Source organism: Vibrio sp. Vb2960 (assembly GCF_033337665.1).
GTDB classification, from domain to species: domain Bacteria; phylum Pseudomonadota; class Gammaproteobacteria; order Enterobacterales; family Vibrionaceae; genus Vibrio; species Vibrio alginolyticus.
Genome location: NZ_JAWORD010000009.1, coordinates 46,464 through 65,840, shown reverse-complemented (window position 1 = coordinate 65,840; position 19,377 = coordinate 46,464). Strand labels below are relative to the sequence as shown.

17 protein-coding genes are annotated in these 19,377 nt (G+C 44.7%); 13 read left to right on the top strand and 4 right to left on the bottom strand.

Going from position 1 to position 19,377, the window contains the following annotated elements:
* Positions 1–44: 44 nt before the first annotated feature.
* Positions 45–593, bottom strand: a complete 549-nt coding sequence (locus R7O03_RS09755; protein WP_005380711.1) for an NAD(P)H nitroreductase — start codon at positions 591–593, stop codon at positions 45–47.
* Between the two features lie 173 nt (positions 594–766).
* On the opposite strand from R7O03_RS09755, the gene R7O03_RS09750 reads away from it, so the two are divergent.
* Positions 767–2,083: an MFS transporter gene (locus R7O03_RS09750; protein WP_025767195.1), complete on the top strand. Its 1,317-nt coding sequence runs from the start codon at positions 767–769 to the stop codon at positions 2,081–2,083.
* Between the two features lie 59 nt (positions 2,084–2,142).
* Here the strand turns inward: R7O03_RS09750 and R7O03_RS09745 are convergent, their stop codons facing one another.
* Positions 2,143–4,155, bottom strand: a complete 2,013-nt coding sequence (locus tag R7O03_RS09745; protein WP_258616166.1) for an NADPH-dependent 2,4-dienoyl-CoA reductase — start codon at positions 4,153–4,155, stop codon at positions 2,143–2,145.
* Positions 4,156–4,379: 224 nt separating this feature from the next.
* On the opposite strand from R7O03_RS09745, the gene sppA reads away from it, so the two are divergent.
* Positions 4,380–6,230 carry a signal peptide peptidase SppA gene (gene sppA / locus R7O03_RS09740; RefSeq protein WP_005380705.1) on the top strand — a complete coding sequence of 617 codons (1,851 nt, stop codon included), beginning with the start codon at positions 4,380–4,382 and terminating at the stop codon, positions 6,228–6,230.
* Positions 6,231–6,394: 164 nt separating this feature from the next.
* A complete protein-coding gene (ansA, locus tag R7O03_RS09735) occupies positions 6,395–7,408 on the top strand; it encodes an asparaginase (RefSeq protein WP_017635822.1) in 1,014 nt (337 codons plus the stop codon).
* Positions 7,409–7,503: 95 nt separating this feature from the next.
* On the opposite strand, the gene R7O03_RS09730 is transcribed toward ansA, so the two are convergent.
* Positions 7,504–7,788 carry a YeaC family protein gene (locus R7O03_RS09730; protein WP_005380700.1) on the bottom strand — a complete coding sequence of 95 codons (285 nt, stop codon included), beginning with the start codon at positions 7,786–7,788 and terminating at the stop codon, positions 7,504–7,506.
* Between the two features lie 101 nt (positions 7,789–7,889).
* Here R7O03_RS09730 and R7O03_RS09725 point away from each other — a divergent pair, with 101 nt between their 5' ends.
* Positions 7,890–8,711 (top strand): DUF2989 domain-containing protein, encoded by an 822-nt coding sequence (locus tag R7O03_RS09725; RefSeq protein WP_017821139.1) that lies wholly within the window; start codon positions 7,890–7,892, stop codon positions 8,709–8,711.
* Between the two features lie 117 nt (positions 8,712–8,828).
* Here the strand turns inward: R7O03_RS09725 and msrB are convergent, their stop codons facing one another.
* Positions 8,829–9,236, bottom strand: coding sequence for a peptide-methionine (R)-S-oxide reductase MsrB (gene msrB / locus R7O03_RS09720; RefSeq protein ID WP_005380698.1), 408 nt, complete (start codon positions 9,234–9,236; stop codon positions 8,829–8,831).
* A gap of 337 nt (positions 9,237–9,573) precedes the next feature.
* On the opposite strand from msrB, the gene gap reads away from it, so the two are divergent.
* From gap to R7O03_RS09675, 9 genes are all read left to right on the top strand, one after another.
* Complete coding sequence (gene gap / locus R7O03_RS09715) at positions 9,574–10,569, top strand: type I glyceraldehyde-3-phosphate dehydrogenase (RefSeq protein WP_005380697.1); 996 nt, start codon at positions 9,574–9,576, stop codon at positions 10,567–10,569.
* Positions 10,570–10,724: 155 nt separating this feature from the next.
* Positions 10,725–11,609, top strand: a complete 885-nt coding sequence (locus tag R7O03_RS09710; protein ID WP_258515177.1) for a D-hexose-6-phosphate mutarotase — start codon at positions 10,725–10,727, stop codon at positions 11,607–11,609.
* A 198-nt stretch (positions 11,610–11,807) separates the two neighbouring features.
* Positions 11,808–13,844, top strand: a complete 2,037-nt coding sequence (locus R7O03_RS09705) for a methyl-accepting chemotaxis protein (protein ID WP_258616176.1) — start codon at positions 11,808–11,810, stop codon at positions 13,842–13,844.
* Between the two features lie 96 nt (positions 13,845–13,940).
* Positions 13,941–14,768, top strand: a complete 828-nt coding sequence (gene rlmA, locus R7O03_RS09700; RefSeq protein ID WP_005380691.1) for a 23S rRNA (guanine(745)-N(1))-methyltransferase — start codon at positions 13,941–13,943, stop codon at positions 14,766–14,768.
* A gap of 97 nt (positions 14,769–14,865) precedes the next feature.
* On the top strand, positions 14,866–15,813 hold the full coding sequence (locus R7O03_RS09695) for a ChaN family lipoprotein (RefSeq protein ID WP_025767191.1): 948 nt from the start codon (positions 14,866–14,868) through the stop codon (positions 15,811–15,813).
* Positions 15,814–16,064: 251 nt separating this feature from the next.
* Positions 16,065–16,424 carry a hypothetical protein gene (locus R7O03_RS09690; RefSeq protein WP_005380688.1) on the top strand — a complete coding sequence of 120 codons (360 nt, stop codon included), beginning with the start codon at positions 16,065–16,067 and terminating at the stop codon, positions 16,422–16,424.
* Positions 16,425–16,822: 398 nt separating this feature from the next.
* Positions 16,823–18,400 carry an alkaline phosphatase gene (locus tag R7O03_RS09685; protein WP_258616180.1) on the top strand — a complete coding sequence of 526 codons (1,578 nt, stop codon included), beginning with the start codon at positions 16,823–16,825 and terminating at the stop codon, positions 18,398–18,400.
* A 136-nt stretch (positions 18,401–18,536) separates the two neighbouring features.
* On the top strand, positions 18,537–18,836 hold the full coding sequence (locus tag R7O03_RS09680; protein ID WP_005384938.1) for a ribbon-helix-helix domain-containing protein: 300 nt from the start codon (positions 18,537–18,539) through the stop codon (positions 18,834–18,836).
* A 140-nt stretch (positions 18,837–18,976) separates the two neighbouring features.
* Complete coding sequence (locus tag R7O03_RS09675) at positions 18,977–19,372, top strand: VOC family protein (protein WP_005380685.1); 396 nt, start codon at positions 18,977–18,979, stop codon at positions 19,370–19,372.
* Positions 19,373–19,377: the final 5 nt, after the last annotated feature.

The following is a 19,377-nucleotide window of genomic DNA, read 5'->3' as shown; positions in this document are numbered from 1 at the left end:
AGAAAAACTGTATAAATAAACAGTTAGTTTATTTAAGTTTTTAGTTATAGGAATTCAACAAACTGAGAAAGGTCACGCTCAGGAACTTTCATCGGTGTACAACCAGGCGTGCCTAAGTACAAGAAACCAACAATCTCATCGTCACCTTCTAAACCAAATGCTTGATGAACTTCTGGATGGAACATCCACTTACCTGAGCGCCAAAACCCTTGAAAGCCTTGCGCTACGGCTGCCATTTGCATCGCTTGTACAGCGCATCCCGCAGATAAGTGTTGCTCTAGTGCTGGTACTTTCTCATGTTCTGTTACTTTAGCAATCACCGTGATCACCATTGGTGCGCGAAATGGGGCATTCTTTACCTTTTCGACCACCGCTTCATCACTATTTTCAGCTTCTGCCGCTTTTACCAAGATATCTGACAGTTTTTTCAAACCATCGCCCTGTGCGATAACGAAACGCCAAGGGGTTAATCCCGCATGGTCAGGCGCACGAAGGCCGGCACGAATGATGTTCTCAAGTGCTTTACCTTCTGGTGCAGGCGCGGATAACTTCGCGATAGATCGGCGATTGAGCAAAAGATCGAGAGCGTCCATGAAAGAATCCTTATTGAATATCGTTGTTATTTTGTTTACGCCACTTTAGCACAATCTGCTCCTGCGAATAACAACCGGTTTTCTGTGGGCTTGATAACGTGCTTCACTTAACATCAAACTGGGTTTAATGTTAATTTATTCGCGAAATGAATAAGTTGAACATAGGCAGGTTGATGAACAAGGACAAACAAAACAGCATTTACGAAAAGATCGTTAATGACGAAGATGCCCGTGCCTGTAAGGCGATTCCTGAATCAGCTTGTCATCAAGTTCCCGGCAACTTTCTTAAAATCATTCTCGCTCAGTTTTTAACGAAGGTCGGCGATGCGTTAATCAACCCTAAAGTCACGTTGCCGTGGATACTACAAAGTCTCGGGGCTCCGGTTTACTTAATTGGTTGGCTGGTTCCTATTCGTGAGTCAGGATCCCTTATCCCACAACTTAGCATCGCGCACTACATCCGACGCATTCCAGTAAGAAAATGGGTCTGGGTAATTGGCAGCATCTTGCAGGCTCTTTCCATATTTGCAATCGGATTGGTCGCATTAACTCTAACAGGAGCAGCTGCGGGTTATGGTGTGATTGCATGTCTTGTGATCTTCAGCCTCTCACGCGGTTTAAATTCCGTCGCATCAAAAGATGTATTGGGCAAAACCATCCCTAAAAACCAACGAGGTCAAGTCAACGGCTGGTCTTCAAGCGCTGCTGGCCTGGTTACGCTGCTTTTCGCTAGCCTTCTGGCACTAGCCTGGTTATGGGACGTAGAGCCGACAGAGCGCTTTTACGGTCTGAGTTTAGGCTTAGCGGGCGTCATATGGCTCATCGCGGCATTCGTCTATGCGCGAATTAATGAGTATGCCGGTGAGGTAGACGGTGGTCGAAATGGCGTCCTCGAAGCATTTAAACAACTCGCGTTACTTAAGACAGACGTGACCTTTCGTCGATTCGTTATCACGCGGACACTATTTTTATGTTCTGCGCTGAGTGCTCCGTACTACGTTGTGCTGGCACAGCAATCTCTGGGGGGACAGCTCTGGGTGCTAGCTCTCTTTATGTTTGCGAGTGGCTTGGCCTCCTTTGTGTCAGGTCCTTTCTGGGGAAGAATGTCCGATCGCTCTAGCCGCAGTGTGATGGTCATAGGCGCAATGATGAGCGCGCTACTTGGTGTTGTGTTATTTGTTTACGATACATGGGTCACCGCTAGCCAAAGCTTCCTATTCGTGATTCCTCTGCTTTACTTTTGTGTTTGTATTGCCCACGACGGAATACGAGTCGGACGAAAAACCTATTTAGTTGATATCGCAGAAGGTGACAAACGGACGAGCTATGTAGCCGTGAGTAACACAGTGGTTGGGATAATGCTGCTTCTAATGAGCTCTCTTGGTGTTATGTCGAACTTCTTGAGCCTTTCAGCTGTGGTGTTAGTGTTCTCTTTTATTACTTTTGCTGGCGTGGTAATGGCCAAACAACTGCCAGATATCAGTGACTAGTTCTATACAAAAAAGCTGCGCTCAAAGCGCAGCTTTTATGGTAAACACACATTAAAAGGCTAGAGTTTTACCGCCAATTTAACACCTTGACGAATCGCACGCACAGCATCAAGTTCACCCGCATGGTCAGCTCCGCCAATGATATGAATCTTCTCTCCAAGTTCAGACCATTTATCTTCAAACGGACGTACAGACTCTTGCCCAGCACAAATGATAACTTTGTCTGCATTTAGTACCTGCGCGCTTCCGTCTACATGAATGTGCAAACCTTGATCATCAATTTTATCGTAAGACACACCACCGACTAAATGTACGCCCCGTTTTTCAAGGGTACGTTTATGGATCCAACCTGTCGTTTTACCCGGACCTTTACCTACACGACCTTTACGACGCTGAAGTACCCAGACTTCTTTATCGCTGACCGCATCAGGGTAAGGGTATAAACCACCCGGCTGAGACATCTCCTTGTCGATTCCCCATTCATGCAACCAGTCATCCAACGTTTGTCCAACTGGCTCTGTGAGCATGGTCGCGACATCTACGCCAATGCCACCAGCACCAACGATAGCCACTTTCTCACCGACTGGCGTTTTGTCTCGAATGAGAGTTTGATAGTCGACGACTTTCTCTGGGTTATCAATTCCATCAATATTGACTTTACGTGGCTCAACACCCGATGCCATCACTATCTCATCGTACTCTGTGAGTAAGTCATAGTTCGCTTCCGTCGATAAGTGCAGATTCACGCCTGTTTCATCAATACGGTTAGCGAAATATCGTATCGTCTCTCGAAACTCTTCCTTACCAGGGATCTGCATCGCAAGACGGAACTGACCACCGATGCGGTCGTTCTTTTCGAACAAATCAACCTTATGGCCACGTTCAGCCAGTGTAGTCGCACAAGCTAAGCCCGCCGGACCTGCTCCGACAACGGCAATGTTTTTCTTATTACAGGCTGGTTCAACAACAATTTCGGTTTCATAGCACGCAAGTGGGTTCACTAAGCAACTGGCGCGCTTACCTTTAAACACGTTATCTAGACACGCCTGATTACAACCAATACACGTATTAATAAGCTGCGCTTTTTCCTGTTCGGCTTTAGCAACAAAGTAAGGATCGGCCAAGAATGGGCGCGCCATCGAAACCATGTCGGCATGACCTGAAGATAAAATGCGTTCTGCTTCATCTGGCGTATTTATACGGTTGCAAGTGATAATAGGAACCGAAACGTGAGGTTTAACTTTTTCCGTAACCCATGTAAACGCACCACGTGGTACTTGAGTCGCAATGGTCGGAATTCGAGCCTCATGCCAACCGATACCCGTATTAATAATCGTGACGCCAGCCTCTTCAAGTGCTTTCGCCAATTCGATAACGTCTTCAAAAGTGCTGCCCTGCTCGACAAGATCCAACATAGAAAGACGGAAGATGATGATGAACTTGTCACCTACCGCCTTGCGTACCGCTTTAACAATTTCTAGCGGAAACCGCATACGTTTTTTATAGCTGCCACCCCATTCGTCGTAACGCATATTAGTACGTTTACATAAGAATTGGTTTATCAAGTAACCTTCCGAGCCCATTAACTCGACGCCATCATAACCAGCAAGCTGTGCTAACTCCGCACTATTAGCAAACGCGTCGATGGTTTTCTTTATCTGGCGGTCGCTCATTTCACTCGGAGCAAACTTTGCAATCGGCGCTTTAATGCCAGATGCACTTTGCGAGAATGGATGCATTGCATAACGCCCAGCATGGAGAATTTGCAACGCAATTTTACCACCGTGCTTGTGCACCGCTTCTGTCACAACTTTATGGGCTTTAGCATGTTTTGGCTTGCTGAATTCAGCACTCAACGGGTGTAAACGACCGCGTAAGTTAGGAGAAAAACCTCCGGTTACAATCAGTCCGACACCGCCTTTCGCGCGTTCTTCATAAAAAGCAGCGAGCTTGTGTAATCCTTCTTTGTGCTCTTCTAAGCCCGTGTGCATTGATCCCATCAGAACTCGGTTTCGTAATTGTGTGAAACCGAGATCCAGTGGCTTTAATAGGTTTGGGTACATGGCAGACATCACTTAACATCCATTGTTATTATCATGGTCTGACCAGATTAAGCCTGCTCAACCAAAAAATCAAACAAGCGTTTACATTTTTGTAACACCGATCAATCTCGTGTGAAAATATGCCAATTGTTGAGTGGTCGTGATAAGCTAAAAAAATGTTATCTTTTGAGATCTTAGAGATAAGAACCCATACTTTGTTAGACTCGGCGTAACTATCTCGTTATGGAGACAAGATGAAAAAACTCTTCAAATTTATTGGTTTGATATTTAAAGGGATATGGAAAAGTATCACTTTCATCAGACTCGCACTGGCAAACCTAATTTTCTTGCTGATGATTGCCGTTTTCTACTTTGCCTTTACTTATACCGGAGACGGTCAACCTGTCGTCGAAAAAGAATCGGCATTGGTGATGAACCTTTCAGGCCCAATTGTCGAACAAAGACGTTATGTAAACCCAATGGACTCTTTTGCTGGTTCCCTTTTGGGTAATGAGCTACCGAAAGAAAACGTCCTTTTCGATATCGTTGATACTATTCGCTACGCGAAAGACGATCCTAAAGTGTCTGGATTAGTGCTAGCACTGCGAGACATGCCAGAAACAAATCTCACGAAACTACGTTACATCGCGAAAGCGTTGAACGAATTTAAAGCGTCAGGCAAACCCGTTTACGCCGTAGGTGATTTCTACAACCAAAGCCAATATTACTTGGCAAGTTACGCTGACAAAGTTTATCTGGCACCTGATGGTGGTGTATTGATTAAAGGTTACAGCGCTTACTCAATGTACTACAAAACGTTACTTGAAAAGCTTGACGTTTCTACTCATGTTTTTCGCGTAGGTACTTATAAATCCGCTATCGAACCGTTTATTCGTGATGACATGTCCGATGCGGCGAAAGAGTCAGCAACACGCTGGGTTACTCAATTGTGGAGTGCTTTTGTTGATGACGTAACAACAAACCGAAACATTGATGCGAAAGTGCTTAATCCAACCATGGATGAACTGATTAACGAGATGAAGTCTGTAAATGGCGATATTGCTCAGCTCGCAGTCAAATTGGGGCTAGTGGATGAACTTGCGACACGCCAAGACATTCGCACTCTATTCGCAAAACAGTTTGGTAGCGACGGCAAAGACAGCTACAACGCGATTGGTTACTACGACTACCTTGCAACGATTCGTCCCGATTACACACTACCTCAGCACGACATCGCCGTTGTTCTAGCAAGTGGCGCGATTATGGACGGTCAACAACCTCGCGGAACTGTTGGTGGTGACACAGTCGCAAGCTTGCTGCGTCAAGCACGCAATGATGAAAAAGTGAAAGCGGTCGTATTACGAGTAGATAGTCCAGGAGGCAGTGCCTTTGCTTCTGAAGTGATTCGTAACGAAGTAGAAGCTCTGAAGCAAGCAGGTAAGCCGGTTGTTGTATCCATGTCGAGTTTGGCTGCTTCTGGTGGTTATTGGATTTCAATGAGCGCAGACAAAATCGTTGCTCAGCCAACAACCCTGACGGGCTCCATTGGTATATTTAGTGTCATCACCACGTTTGAAAAAGGCTTTAGCAAGTTAGGTATTAACACTGATGGCGTTGGCACATCGCCGTTCTCAGGTGACGGTATTACCACTGGCCTTTCTGAGGGCGCGTCTCAAGTGTTCCAATTAGGTATCGAACACGGTTACAAGCGCTTTATTTCTCTAGTTGGCGAGAATCGCGATATGTCTCTAGAGGAAGTTGACAAAGTTGCTCAAGGTCGAGTTTGGACTGGCCAAGATGCACTATCCTTTGGTCTTGTCGATCAAATGGGTGACTTTGATGATGCTGTAGAGCTAGCAGCGAAACTAGCGAATGTAACCGATTACGGCATTTACTGGGTAGAAGAGCCTCTTTCACCTACTGAACTATTTCTACAAGAGTTTATGAAACAGGTGAAAGTCTCTCTAGGTATTGATGCAACAAGCTTGCTACCAAAAAGTCTTCAACCCGTAGCTCAACAATTCGAACAAGACGCAAGCTTGCTCCAAAGCTTCAACGATCCTAAAGGTCAATACGCATTTTGTTTGAACTGCCAAGTGCAGTAGTTTTTCCATCAATATTACAAAGGGCACTTCTACTTGAAGTGCCCTTTTTATTAGGCTTTGCATCTCCTCAGATGACTTTCTGATGCTGTGCGTATAGCCTCGCATCTCAAGGTTATTTAGGTATATAATCCCCGCCTCTGTTCCCCTACACGAAAGAAAAAACGATGACTAGAAAACACATCTACATCGCTTACACCGGTGGTACCATCGGAATGCAAAAATCCGACCACGGCTATGTGCCTGTTGCTGGCTTTATGGAAAAGCAATTAGCAAGCATGCCAGAATTCCATCGTCCTGAAATGCCGGATTACACCATCCACGAATACGACCCTCTGATTGACTCATCAGATATGACACCTGCTGACTGGCAGCAGATTGCGAATGATATTCGTGACAACTATGACAAATACGATGGTTTCGTTATCCTACATGGTACTGACACCATGGCGTACACAGCGTCAGCATTGTCTTTCATGCTTGAAAACCTTGGTAAGCCAGTGATTGTAACGGGTTCACAAATCCCTCTCGCAGAGCTGCGTTCTGACGGCCAAGCAAACCTATTAAACGCGCTACATATTGCGGCAAACTACCCGATCAACGAAGTAACTTTGTTCTTCAATAATCAATTGATGCGTGGTAACCGCAGCACAAAATCTCATGCAGACGGTTTTAATGCCTTTACTTCACCAAACCTTCCTCCACTATTGGAAGCTGGGATCAATATTCAAGTTAGCAACAGCGTAACCGTTGGTGCACAACCAGAAGGTGAGTTTAAGGTTCACAACATCACGCCACAACCAATCGGTGTGATCACCATGTACCCTGGTATTTCACACGAAGTTATCCGCAACACGCTTCGTCAGCCCGTGAATGCGATGATTCTTCTGACTTTTGGTGTCGGCAATGCTCCTCAAAACCCTGAGCTGCTTGGTCACCTGAAAGAAGCCTCTGAGCGCGGCGTTATTGTCGTAAACCTAACTCAGTGTTTGGCAGGTAAAGTGAATATGGGCGGATATGCCACAGGTTGTGCGCTCGCAGACTCTGGTGTTATCAGTGGCTTTGACATGACGCCCGAAGCGGCGCTGGCAAAACTACACTACCTTCTAAGCCAAAACCTTTCTTACGAAGAAGTAAAAGAGAGAATGCAACAAGTACTGCGTGGTGAAATGAGCCTGTAAGTTCAAGCTTTCTACGATCTAAAAAGCCCAATACAATTTGGGCTTTTTTCTTTCAAAATCAAAATAATAAAATTTTGAGAAATAAGGCGAAAGGATTAATCAATGTTCGGATTGACACGAACAATATCGCTCTCTTCTCCGCTGAATTGTTTTTTAAGCTCTTGTTTTGATTTAAAACTGATTTCACCACCGGCTGCAACCGTCATATGCTGCGCATCAGTATTATGTTTTGATTGATACAACATCACAGCTTGCATACACGAATCTCGCTGCTCTTTAGAAAGTGTTGTACCCTCAGGCCATCTTCCCGTTTCTACTGCATAGACTAAGCGATCATAAACTTCTGGAGTCATCGCTTGTAATAGTTGTTCTGCGTCCATAGTGTACCTTCTTATTACATTCTATTTACAGAACATAACGGGTTAAGAAACTGAGTCAAGAATACGAAAATGAATTGGTGTAACGGATCACAAGCAAAGCCATGAAAAGAACAAACTGGTTACTTCTCAGCCTCGCATGTTTTGCGCTATCGGGCTGTTTTGAAGGTAACGTGACAACCGAAGAGTTGTGCCAAAAAACACCAGAGCTACGTTGCGAGCAGCTCAATATGGATGACGGCCAATGTCGAATTCCAAGAACAAATTTGGTTTGGCATCGGTTTGAGCAATTGAAAAACCCATCAGAGGCCAACCAAATCATCGAATACGGTCTGGTCGCTGAATATAGGAAATGCTTAGAACTCGCCTCCCAGATCACCCCTATTGATCAAAGTGCTCTCAAAAGACAACGCTTTAATGCATTGGTACACAGTATTGATGAGCTAGAGCGCATTGTAAACGAGTTAAAAGGCTCAGAAGACCCGGCTACTTTGTATTTCTTATGGTCTCAAACGGGAGATACTCAAGCTCGGCGCGCATTTTTACAAATGGAAGGGTCTCCCCAATTAAATAATGCTGAGATGCAATATGCATTAGCCACTTTTTATACCAACCGAGATACCAAGAAAACCCTGGAGCTTCTTAATAACGCATTGTCTTTATCTGATGAAGACAACATCAATCCGGTCATTCTCAAGTCAATGGCAAGTATTCATCAGGGGCTTGGAGACAAAGAGCAAGCGTATCTATGGGCAATGGTCGCGAAAAGATTCGACGTACCGCTTGCTGATGAAAAGCAGCTCCAACGTATGTTCAATTTCAGTCATCCAGAGCGATATAAGCAGTTGGATGAATTAGCCGAATCGGTGGCGAAAGCCATAGAGAAAGGTATCTATTCCCCAGCAATGATACCCAGTGAGATATAAACGAAAAACTCCCGCAATGAGCGGGAGTTTTTATTTAAGTCGAGCGACACTCAGATCACCGTTGAGCATGAATCATCCTGAAAGGATAAAACAATCTCGAGCACAATTTTGTCGTTATTATTCTGATTTGTTGAAAATTAACGACACAGAATTAACACAAAAACGCTCTCCTGTGGTCTGTGGGCCATCTTCAAAAACGTGCCCTAGATGGCTATCACACGTTGCACAACGAATCTCTGTACGTACCATTCCGTGACTTAGGTCTTCTAAATAGCGCACCGCTTGATCGTTGATAGGCGCATCAAAACTTGGCCATCCGCAGCCAGAGTCATACTTGTTATCAGAGACAAAGAGAGGGGCATTACAACAAGTACAAGCATAAACACCAGTTTCCTTATTATGCAGTAGCTTACCGCTGAAAGGAGGCTCTGTACCTTGCTCTCGGCAAACACGGAACTCTTCATCAGACAGTTGCTCACGCCACTGTTCATCTGACTTCGTCACTTTTTTCCCGCTTTGTTCCACGACTTTCGGCTCCTTATTTACTGTTCTTGGTATTGACTTTTTTAGCAAAAAACTTGCTTCTCTTAACAGTTGTAGCACATACTTTCTCACCAGGACACCATGCGTAATTAATTTGATAAGAGCACTTATCTCACCAGTTATATTACGCCAACTGGGCTACAGAAGAATCAGTTAAAAGTTTAAAAAACGTACATTTGCAAAGAATTGTTAAAAAAAGCGTCGCTTTTTTTTGACTTTAAACAAGTTAAGTCCGATTATCACTTGCAGATGTTTACTGGATTCTGTAATTTTACTACCAGTTATCTTTAATCAGAAATTAAGTTGTGGAGCAACTATAATGACTATCAAAGTAGGTATTAACGGTTTTGGCCGTATCGGTCGTTTCGTATTCCGTGCAGCGCAAGAGCGCAACGACATCGAAGTAGTAGGTATTAACGACCTTATCGATGTAGATTACATGGCATACATGCTTAAGTATGACTCAACTCACGGCCGTTTCAACGGTACTGTTGAAGTTGAAGGCGGTAACCTAATCGTTAACGGTAAAACTGTACGTGTTACTGCAGAGCGCAACCCTGAAGACCTAAAATGGGACGAAATCGGTGTTGACGTTGTAGCTGAAGCAACTGGTCTTTTCCTAACTGACGAGACTGCACGTAAGCACATCACTGCTGGCGCGAAAAAAGTTGTACTAACTGGTCCTTCTAAAGACGCTACTCCAATGTTCGTTAACGGCGTAAACTTCGACACTTACGCTGGTCAAGACATCGTTTCTAACGCTTCTTGTACTACTAACTGTCTAGCGCCTATCGCTAAAGTTCTTAACGACAAGTTCGGCATCGAATCTGGTCTTATGACTACAGTTCACGCAACTACAGCAACTCAAAAAACTGTAGATGGTCCTTCTGCTAAAGACTGGCGCGGTGGTCGTGGTGCTTCTCAAAACATCATCCCATCTTCAACTGGTGCTGCTAAAGCTGTAGGCGTTGTACTTCCAGAAGTAAACGGCAAACTAACTGGTATGGCTTTCCGCGTACCAACTGCTAACGTTTCTGTAGTTGACCTAACTGTTAACCTAGTTAACGGTGCTTCTTACGAAGACATCTGTAAAGCGATGAAAGAAGCTTCTGAAGGCGAACTAAAAGGCGTTCTAGGCTACACTGAAGATGCAGTTGTATCTCAAGACTTCATCGGCGAAGTTTGCACTTCAGTATTCGATGCTAAAGCTGGTATCGCGCTAACTGACAAATTCGTTAAGGTTGTATCTTGGTACGACAACGAAATCGGTTACTCAAACAAAGTTCTAGACCTAATCGCTCACATCTCTAAGTAATTAGAAAGTTAGCAATTAGCGAATAACTTCGTTAAAGAAAAGGCGGCTCTAGAGTCGCCTTTTTTGTATCTGGAATTTGAGAGAATGCAGGCTCGATGTTGCATTTAATGTGAGAAGCGCGTCTAAAAGCTCTCCCCAGCGATAGGAAACTATACATGGATTTAAAAACTCTCCCAGCCCTAACGGTGCTATCTGATAACGTCACTATCGTTGAAGTTGATCAGATAAAAATCATCCGCGTGATTCATGACAAAGCAACGGCAGGCATCTCGCTACACGGTGGTCATGTCGTGTCGTTCACGCCTGAAGGTCAAGAAGATCTGATCTGGATGAGCGAAAAAGCTGTCTTCGATGGTAAAGCTGCTCTTCGCGGTGGTATTCCGGTTTGTTGGCCTTGGTTTGGGCGTATTGCTGCTCCAGCTCACGGCTTTGCCCGCACCGCAGAATGGGAGTTGGTTGAACATCGTGAGAACCATAACGGTGTGATTGTTGAACTTGCTCTGTTCCCGACAGAAGAAATCCACGATATTTGGCCCCATATGTTTGACGCTCGTTTGGTGATTGAAGTGGGCGATGAGCTAAAAGTGACGCTCAAAGTCATGAACATTGATGACGAGGCTTGGACCTTCTCTGGCGCATTACATACTTACCTAAACGTTGGAGACATTAAGCAAGCACAAACGACAGGCATGGGTGCCGAGTACATTGATAGCTTGAAAGCTGATGCGGTATGCCAAGGTGGTAATGTTCTACAACTAACTGACACCATTGATCGCGTTTACACGCAACCAGAAGCGAAAATTTTGGTAAAAGACCCGGTATTGGATCGTACGCTAAGCGTACACAACCAAGGCCACAACTCAGCAGTATTATGGAACCCTTGGGCAGAAGGTGCGCAAAGCATGGGTGACATGGCTGACGATGGTTATCAAACCATGTTGTGTGTGGAGTCTGCTGTTCATGCACCAAGTATTGAGCAAGGTCAAACCCTCCAACCAGGTGAGACACATGAACTTGTCACTGTCATTTCAGCGCAGTAAGAATCACCATATAAAGGCCGGGATACCCGGCTTTTTTTTGTAATAAAAGCTCTGCTTAGATGGTCCTATCTTTACTAACTTATTGGTTACTGGTCACTTTTGACGGTTTCATTAATAAATATCAAAAAAATTGATCATATAAACCGATAGCATACCGATACAAAACTCATAAATAATAAAAATATCAGGAATTAGTCTATGTTAGAGAGATACCGAAATCAAAGTGTCGGATTCCAGTTGAAACTGGTGATCACTTTGTGTCTATTCATTGCTTTCAGCAGTATTGCAGCGCTTGTTTACCGCAACGCTTCCGATGTTCTATTGGAAAGCACACTGAAAGAACACCAATCTAAAGTAGAATCAATGGCAGAAACCATTGCTGGCCAATTCGATGCTTACCTGCACACCGCTAAAGTCCTCGAATCTACTTTTCGCAATGGCTACCTTGCCGGTGTCTATGTCGAAAATTACACGGTTGACTTCATGGGACATGAAGTACCAAACATCACTCAATACAGTGAAAGCTTAATTAATGACACCAAGTTGGTCGACAGTTTCACACGTGATACCGGCGCTATAGCAACGCTATTCGCACCATTGGGTGACGACTTTATTCGGGTGTCCACCTCCCTAAAAGATCCACAAGGTCAGCGAGCGGTCGGAACCACGCTAGGCATCAACCATCCTGGTTATCAGCAACTTAAAGCAGGACAACCGTATTACGCTCAAATTAAATTGTATGGCGAGCGCTACATTACCTACTATGCCCCAATCAAAGATGCGACAGGAAAGGTAGCAGGCCTATCGTTTATTGGCTTACCAGTAGACCAAGCGACACAAACCTTATTCGATGCACTCGAAGAGATAAAATGGGGCGGCACTGGTTACACCATTATCGTTGATAACGACGAAAACAATCTTGGTAAATACCTACTTCATCCAGCAAAAAGCGGCTCAGATTCGTCAATACTAGAAGTCGCCGACTACAATGGTCACAAGCCTTTTGGCCAGATTTTCGAACAATCTAGTGGATTAATTCGCTACCCTTTCGAGTACCAAGGTAACGTAGGCGAAAAGTATCTTGTCTACACAGAGGTTCCAGGTTGGAACTGGAAACTGCTAGGCGGTACGTTTATCAAAGAAGTTACAAAAGGTAGCGACACGCTTCTCACACTCATTGCCATCATTTCTTCGGTAGCGGCAATCATTACTTTTGTTGTACTGACACTTTTCTTGAATCACAGCTTACAACCTCTCACGACTCTAAACTCATACATGACTCGCTTAGCCGGCGGCGAAGTCAGCTTGAGCATCCCAGCGTCTCGTAAAGCATCAAAGAATGAAATTACGAACCTGAGCTCGGGTGTCGCCAGTATGGCAAGTCAGCTCAATGAACTTGTCGGTAAGATCCGTTCAACAAGCGACTTAGTGGAGAGCAACTCCACCAGCGTTGCCAACGATGCACATAGCAATTTGACCCAAGCCGACCGACAACAACAAGAAGTCGAGCAAGTTGTGACAGCGATTGAAGAAATGGCCTCTTCCGCTCAATCTGTCGCACAACAAGTCGAAAGCATTGCGGAAAACGTACGCTCAGCAAATACCGATAGCCAGTCTGGTCTCGCGATTGTTGAAGGCGTATGTATCGACGTTGCTCAACTTAACGATCAATTGGATCAATCAGCAACGGCTATCGAGCAAGTAAATCGCGATAGCGAGAGTATTCAAACCGTCACTAAAATGATTGATGAAATTGCTGAGCAAACCAATTTACTTGCCTTGAATGCCGCCATTGAAGCAGCACGAGCAGGTGAACAAGGCCGTGGCTTCGCAGTTGTAGCAGATGAAGTGCGCACACTTGCGCACCGAACCCAAAGCTCAGTTCAGGATGTCGTGGAAATTATCGAGAAACTAAAAGGGTCGACTCATAATGCAGTTAATATGATGACAGACAGCCAACGCAGTGCAAACCAGGTCTTGGACAAAGCACAAGACGCGGGCACAGCATTAGAAGCCATCGCAGTACAAGTGCAGTCGATAGCCTCTCAAGCCGACGCCATTGCAGCGACTTCAGAAGAACAAGCTCAAGTTTCACAAGAAATTGCAGCAAATGCCCATTCTATCAGTGAACTTAACCGAGAAAGCCGCAACACGAGCGCAAAAACCTCGCAAAGTGCCATTGAACTTCAACAACAAGCACGAAACTTGAAAGAGCAAGTCGACTTCTTCCACTAATACTTAATAAGAGCCGACCCAGTCGGCTCTTTTTGTTTCACTTGATACCACGCTTTTTGATAGAATTTGCCGCCCTACTTTCTGTTCGAGATCGTCATGAACTATCAATGCCCTCTATGCCACCAAGCTCTAGCGTTAAATGAAAAAACGTTTAAGTGCGAAAACAATCATCAGTTTGACTTAGCAAAAGAAGGCTACGTTAACTTGATGCCAGCGCACCACAAACGTTCTAAAGATCCTGGTGACAACAAAGAGATGATGCAAGCTCGTCGTCGATTCCTCGAAGGAGATTACTACAACCCAATGCGCCAAGAAGTGGCGCAGCTGTGTGCAACATACACTGAGGGGAGCACCCATCAATTATTAGATATTGGTTGTGGTGAAGGTTACTACACAGATCAAGTACAAAAGACGATAGAAACACAAGCGAACCATGCCACGATTTATGGCTTAGACATTTCCAAAGTTGCCATTCGTTACGCGGCGAAGCGTTACACGCACTGCAACTTTAGTGTGGCTTCTAGTCACCGACTTCCCTTCGCAAATGAATCCTTAGATGCCATTTTGCGCATTTATGCCCCGTGTAAAGCTGAGGAGCTGCAGCGCGTTGTAAAAAACGACGGCGTTGTTGTCACGGTTACTCCTGCTAGCCGCCACTTATACCAACTGCGTGAGCGCATTTATCAAGAAGTTCGTCTTCACAATGAAGAACCAGAACATATTGAAGGGTTTGAATTAGAGCACCAGCAGCATCTTAACTATGTTATGGACTTGAAAAACGGAGCCGCAATCGATTTATTGCAAATGACGCCATTCGCATGGAAAGCAACCGATGCTCTTCGTGAAGAGTTGAAATCCGCTACACTTTTCCAATGTGAGGCTGATTTTATGTTGCGTGTATATCGCAAAAAAACACTCAATTAATACGTCAAAAAAACAACAAACGCAAATAGTTATCATTTATATTGATTCATTGCTCAGCCTCCATTAATATCATCCGGACATTTTTGGAGGCTTTTCAATGCGCTTTTCTACTTTGAGCTTGCTCTTTGCAGGCTTACTTACTGGTTGCTCTTCATATACGCACACCAACTCTCACGCAACCTCAGCGGAAGTCACTAGTTTTTACGACTACCAACTATACACCCCTTCTGGCGAGCACATCGCTCTAAGCAAACTGCCAATTGAGCTGCAACAAGCAGATGTCATTCTTATTGGTGAATGGCACACACACGCCGGCATTCATCGCTTTCAAACCGATATGCTCAAACAACTTACGTCCTACGACCGCTCACTCGCGTTATCTATGGAACAATTTACCCGTGACAAACAACCTGTTGTTGACGCTTACCTACGTGGGGAGATCGGCGAACAGTACTTAATGAAACAAGCCAACGCTTGGCCCAATTATCAAAGCGACTATCGCCCTCTCGTGGAGTTTGCTAAGCAGAAAAATCTCCCGGTCATTGCAGCAAATGCACCAAAGAGCATTGTTCGATGCATTGGTCGACAAGGGCTAGATTACATTAACAAGCTCGATGATGATCAGCGGATGTTCATTGCACAAGCCATCAACACTGGTAGTAGTCCGTACAAAGAAAAGTTCATGGCATCCATGCATCACGGTAAGCCAGAGCAGACGGAAAAACAGTTTGCAGCTCAAGTTACTTGGGATGAAACTATGGCGGAATCTATCGTTAGCTACCTAGACGACAACCCAAGCGCTCAGGTTGTCCATGTTGCAGGCAAGTTTCACACCGAGCAAGGGTTGGGTACGGCAGCATCAATCTTAAGCCGCAACCCGAGCTTAAAAGTGGTTGTAATTAGCCCAACAGATAACGTGCTTTCCGATAATACTGACTATCAGTTAGAGGTTCTCGCACCACCAGTACGGTATGTACAAGATGCTCACCGCATGGCGGCATATCAACATCTAACTAAACGCAATAACGATCTTCAATGTAAGTAGCTGGTCTTCAATTTAAGTTACTACCTTGTCGTTGCGTTGCATCATCACACCGCTCCGAGTTCATCGAGTGACAAGGGTCTGCTTCCTGCTGGTCTATTTTTTGCTAATGATCACCAATAGAAACTAGAAGCGGCAAAAGCAGACCTGTTTTTATCCAAATAGCTTCAGAAATAAACTTTGCCGCCGATAAAAATATAACTGCTTTTTACCCGCACTCAGTGACCGAGTGTCGATGTTCCAAGGAGTATTCGATGAATCCAGTAGGAAGCACTTCTGTTAATAGCTATGCCAAACAATCTGTCGCCTCTAAACAAGCAAGTATTGCACAAGAAGAAACTAGTGCTTCGCCGCTGAAAGTCGAACACAATAAGGTGACGCTTTCGACCGAAGGCAAAGCGCTACTTGCCGCTCTGCAACAAATCGAGCACGACAGCAAGAAAATAGAAGCAGAAGATAAATCTGTTGGTGAAAAGGTCGAATCTTTCACGCATGGTGCGCTTGGCATGGATCACCCCGATAAAATCGAGAAAGAAGAGGATGGCTCATATTCTGCGGGTCAATACCTTTCTGCGGCACTTACCGTTGGTGGCATCATACTGGCATTAGTCTGATAACCAGTCTGATAATCGTCACGACAACAAATCCTACTTGAACCAAACACTTACTGCAGCCCATAATTTAATAGGCCAAAGAACGATATGATGCAAACGTAAGTGAATTCGACCGCTCTTGTGGCCCGATAATACATGCTCGTTTATTGCTCCCTAAACTAGGTTTCTTGTGAAGGCACTGAATGGATAACTTTAGTCCATGCTTTCAACTCCTAAGCGTAATCCAAGCCCACGTTTGTGGGCTTTCTTCTTTCCAAACTAACGAACGTTACAGAGCGACTCATTTTTTCTGCAAAACCAAACAAAAACGACAATTTGGTTAAACTTTTATTACCGACACAAAACCTTCATAAATCATTGCTTTAATGCCTGCGCTTTCAATAAACAAGGAAAATATAATGAAGCGCTTAGTATCTCCAATCGTTACGGCAGTGGCTGCATCTACCCTCTCTTTCAACGCACTCTCAGCTGAAATCAAAAACGTCATTTTGATGATCGGCGACGGCATGGGTCCTCAACAAGTTGGTTTACTCGAGACCTACGCAAAACACGCACCTAACTCGGTTTACAAAGGCGAAAGCACAGCGTTATACAAACTCGCTCAAGAAGGTGTGATTGGATCATCACTGACCAATCCAGAAGACGCAATTGTCGTCGACTCTGCGTGCTCAGCTACGATGCTAGCGACAGGAATCCCTACCGCTTCTGAAGTCATTGGCATTGATAGCCAAGGCAACCATGTCGAAACTATTTTGGAAAAAGCCAAAAGTAAAGGTAAAGCAACAGGGCTCGTCTCTGATACGCGTATGACCCACGCAACGCCAGCAGCATTTGCCGCTCATCAACCACATCGCTCCCTAGAAAACAGTATTGCGGCGGATATGCTCGAAACAGGCGCAGACGTGATGATGTCTGGGGGACTTCGTCATTGGATTCCAAAGTCGACAAACGACAAGGGAGAGACATACGAGCAACTTGAAAAGCTCACTGAAGGTAATGTCTACCTAAAGTCGAAACGTAAAGATGAGCGCAACTTGCTTACTGAGGCGCAAGACCAAGGTTACAACCTGGCTTTCAGCCGCGATATGCTCACACAAGCTAAAGGTGACAAATTACTTGGACTTTTTGCTTACTCGGGCATGAACGATGGTATTGCCTACAGTCAAAGCAAAAACGATCCAAAACGCACGCAGCCATCGCTGAAAGAAATGACCACCAAAGCAATCGACATTCTTTCAAAAGACAAAGACGGTTTTTTCTTGATGGTTGAAGGCGGCCAAATTGACTGGGCTGGCCACAGTAACGATGCAGGTACGATGCTGCATGAAATGCTTAAATTCGATGAAGCGGTAAACTCAGTTTATGAGTGGGCAAAAGGCCGTGATGACACCCTGATCATTGTTACTGCTGACCACGAAACCGGCTCTTTTGGCTTTAGCTACTCATCAGCAAACTTGCCTAAACCACAAAAACGCGACGGCGAAGCATTCAAAAATCAGGATTACGCGCCAAACTTCAACTTTGGTCAGTTCGAGATCCTCGATGGTTTATACAACCAAAAGAAAAGTTACTACGGCATGATCAGTGAGTTCCAAGCGCTTGATAAGAAAGAGCAAACTCCAGAGAAGTTTGCGGAAGTCGTGAACGCAAATAGCGATTTTTCGATTACGCCTGAGCAAGCAGAACGCGTATTAGCAAGTAAACCAAATCCATACCGACTCGCTGGACACAAATACTTAAGCGAAGAGAACGTACCGACAATCAATGACTTTGATGCTTTCTTTCCTTACAACGACCGTGGCAACTTGCTAGCGCGTGAGCATGCAACAAAGCAAAACACAGTATGGGGGACGGGTACTCATACGCATACTCCTGTCAACGTATTTGCTTGGGGACCTGCAGAAACTATCCTTCCGGTATCAAAAATCATGCACCACTCGCAACTAGGCGAGTACTTGAAGCAACAAATTAAATAATCAACTTGCACTTACTTCACAACTCGTGATGTTTCAACGCTCTCGCAAGGGAGCGTTTTTTTATGCATGAAAACAGTTGACGTTTTAAATCGTACACCACAATAATTATGGGTCTTTAATTATATGAATAAAGAAAATGTGCGAAATCTTTGCTAAGCAACCCCAAGACAACTATCAGTTCATCACCCGCTCTATCCGTATTGATGGTCACGCGACCAGTGTAAAACTTGAAGCGAGCTTTTGGACAATTCTTGAGGAAATCGCTAGTGCTCAAAACATGACGGTTCCTAAATTCATAAGCACTGTTTATCAAGAAGCACTCGAATACAATGGTGAAGTGAACAACTTTGCCTCCTTACTTCGATGCGCTTGCCTCACTTACGCCCGCCAACCTCAAGAGACCACTCGTCAAGCACTTGCGCAACTTAACAGTTAATAGCAACCAACCGACCAATAACCATCCTAGGCTGTGCATCCGTATTATAAACCCTTGAGCATCTTCTAATTTGTCGTACTAGAGTACTACCCAGACTCCTTTTGAAATCGCTAACCTATGCGGACTATCAAGGAGTACCTATGACAAAAATGATTCACACCATGATCCGAGTAAGTGATCTGGACCGCTCTCTACAATTTTACTGTGACGTACTTGAACTAGAAGTCGCTGATCAATACATCTTTGATGGCTTTTCTCTAACCTATCTAGCCAACCAAGAAACTGGCTTTGAATTGGAACTGACGCACAATCATGACCAAAGTGAGCCCTACACTCACGGCTCAGGCTACGGCCACCTTGCCGTCAGCGTGGAGGACATTGAACAAGCCCACAAACGCATTAAATCTCTCGGCATTGAAACTGGTGACATCAAAGCCTTTGACCATCAACAAAAGCATTTAGCAACGTTCTTTTTTGTAACCGACCCTGATGGTTACAAAATTGAGTTCCTGCAACGCCAAGGGCGTTACCTATAACAAAA

Coding starts and splice junctions, on each gene's coding strand:
- gap (WP_005380697.1), top strand. CDS start 9,574: ATGACTATCAAAGTAGGTATTAACGGTTTTGGCCGTATCGGTCGTTTC.
- R7O03_RS09750 (WP_025767195.1), top strand. CDS start 767: ATGAACAAGGACAAACAAAACAGCATTTACGAAAAGATCGTTAATGAC.
- R7O03_RS09725 (WP_017821139.1), top strand. CDS start 7,890: ATGAAAAGAACAAACTGGTTACTTCTCAGCCTCGCATGTTTTGCGCTA.
- R7O03_RS09685 (WP_258616180.1), top strand. CDS start 16,823: ATGAAGCGCTTAGTATCTCCAATCGTTACGGCAGTGGCTGCATCTACC.
- R7O03_RS09690 (WP_005380688.1), top strand. CDS start 16,065: ATGAATCCAGTAGGAAGCACTTCTGTTAATAGCTATGCCAAACAATCT.
- R7O03_RS09730 (WP_005380700.1), bottom strand. CDS start 7,788: ATGGACGCAGAACAACTATTACAAGCGATGACTCCAGAAGTTTATGAT.
- R7O03_RS09710 (WP_258515177.1), top strand. CDS start 10,725: ATGGATTTAAAAACTCTCCCAGCCCTAACGGTGCTATCTGATAACGTC.
- rlmA (WP_005380691.1), top strand. CDS start 13,941: ATGAACTATCAATGCCCTCTATGCCACCAAGCTCTAGCGTTAAATGAA.
- R7O03_RS09745 (WP_258616166.1), bottom strand. CDS start 4,155: ATGTCTGCCATGTACCCAAACCTATTAAAGCCACTGGATCTCGGTTTC.
- sppA (WP_005380705.1), top strand. CDS start 4,380: ATGAAAAAACTCTTCAAATTTATTGGTTTGATATTTAAAGGGATATGG.
- R7O03_RS09680 (WP_005384938.1), top strand. CDS start 18,537: ATGTGCGAAATCTTTGCTAAGCAACCCCAAGACAACTATCAGTTCATC.
- R7O03_RS09755 (WP_005380711.1), bottom strand. CDS start 593: ATGGACGCTCTCGATCTTTTGCTCAATCGCCGATCTATCGCGAAGTTA.
- R7O03_RS09705 (WP_258616176.1), top strand. CDS start 11,808: ATGTTAGAGAGATACCGAAATCAAAGTGTCGGATTCCAGTTGAAACTG.
- R7O03_RS09675 (WP_005380685.1), top strand. CDS start 18,977: ATGACAAAAATGATTCACACCATGATCCGAGTAAGTGATCTGGACCGC.
- R7O03_RS09695 (WP_025767191.1), top strand. CDS start 14,866: ATGCGCTTTTCTACTTTGAGCTTGCTCTTTGCAGGCTTACTTACTGGT.
- ansA (WP_017635822.1), top strand. CDS start 6,395: ATGACTAGAAAACACATCTACATCGCTTACACCGGTGGTACCATCGGA.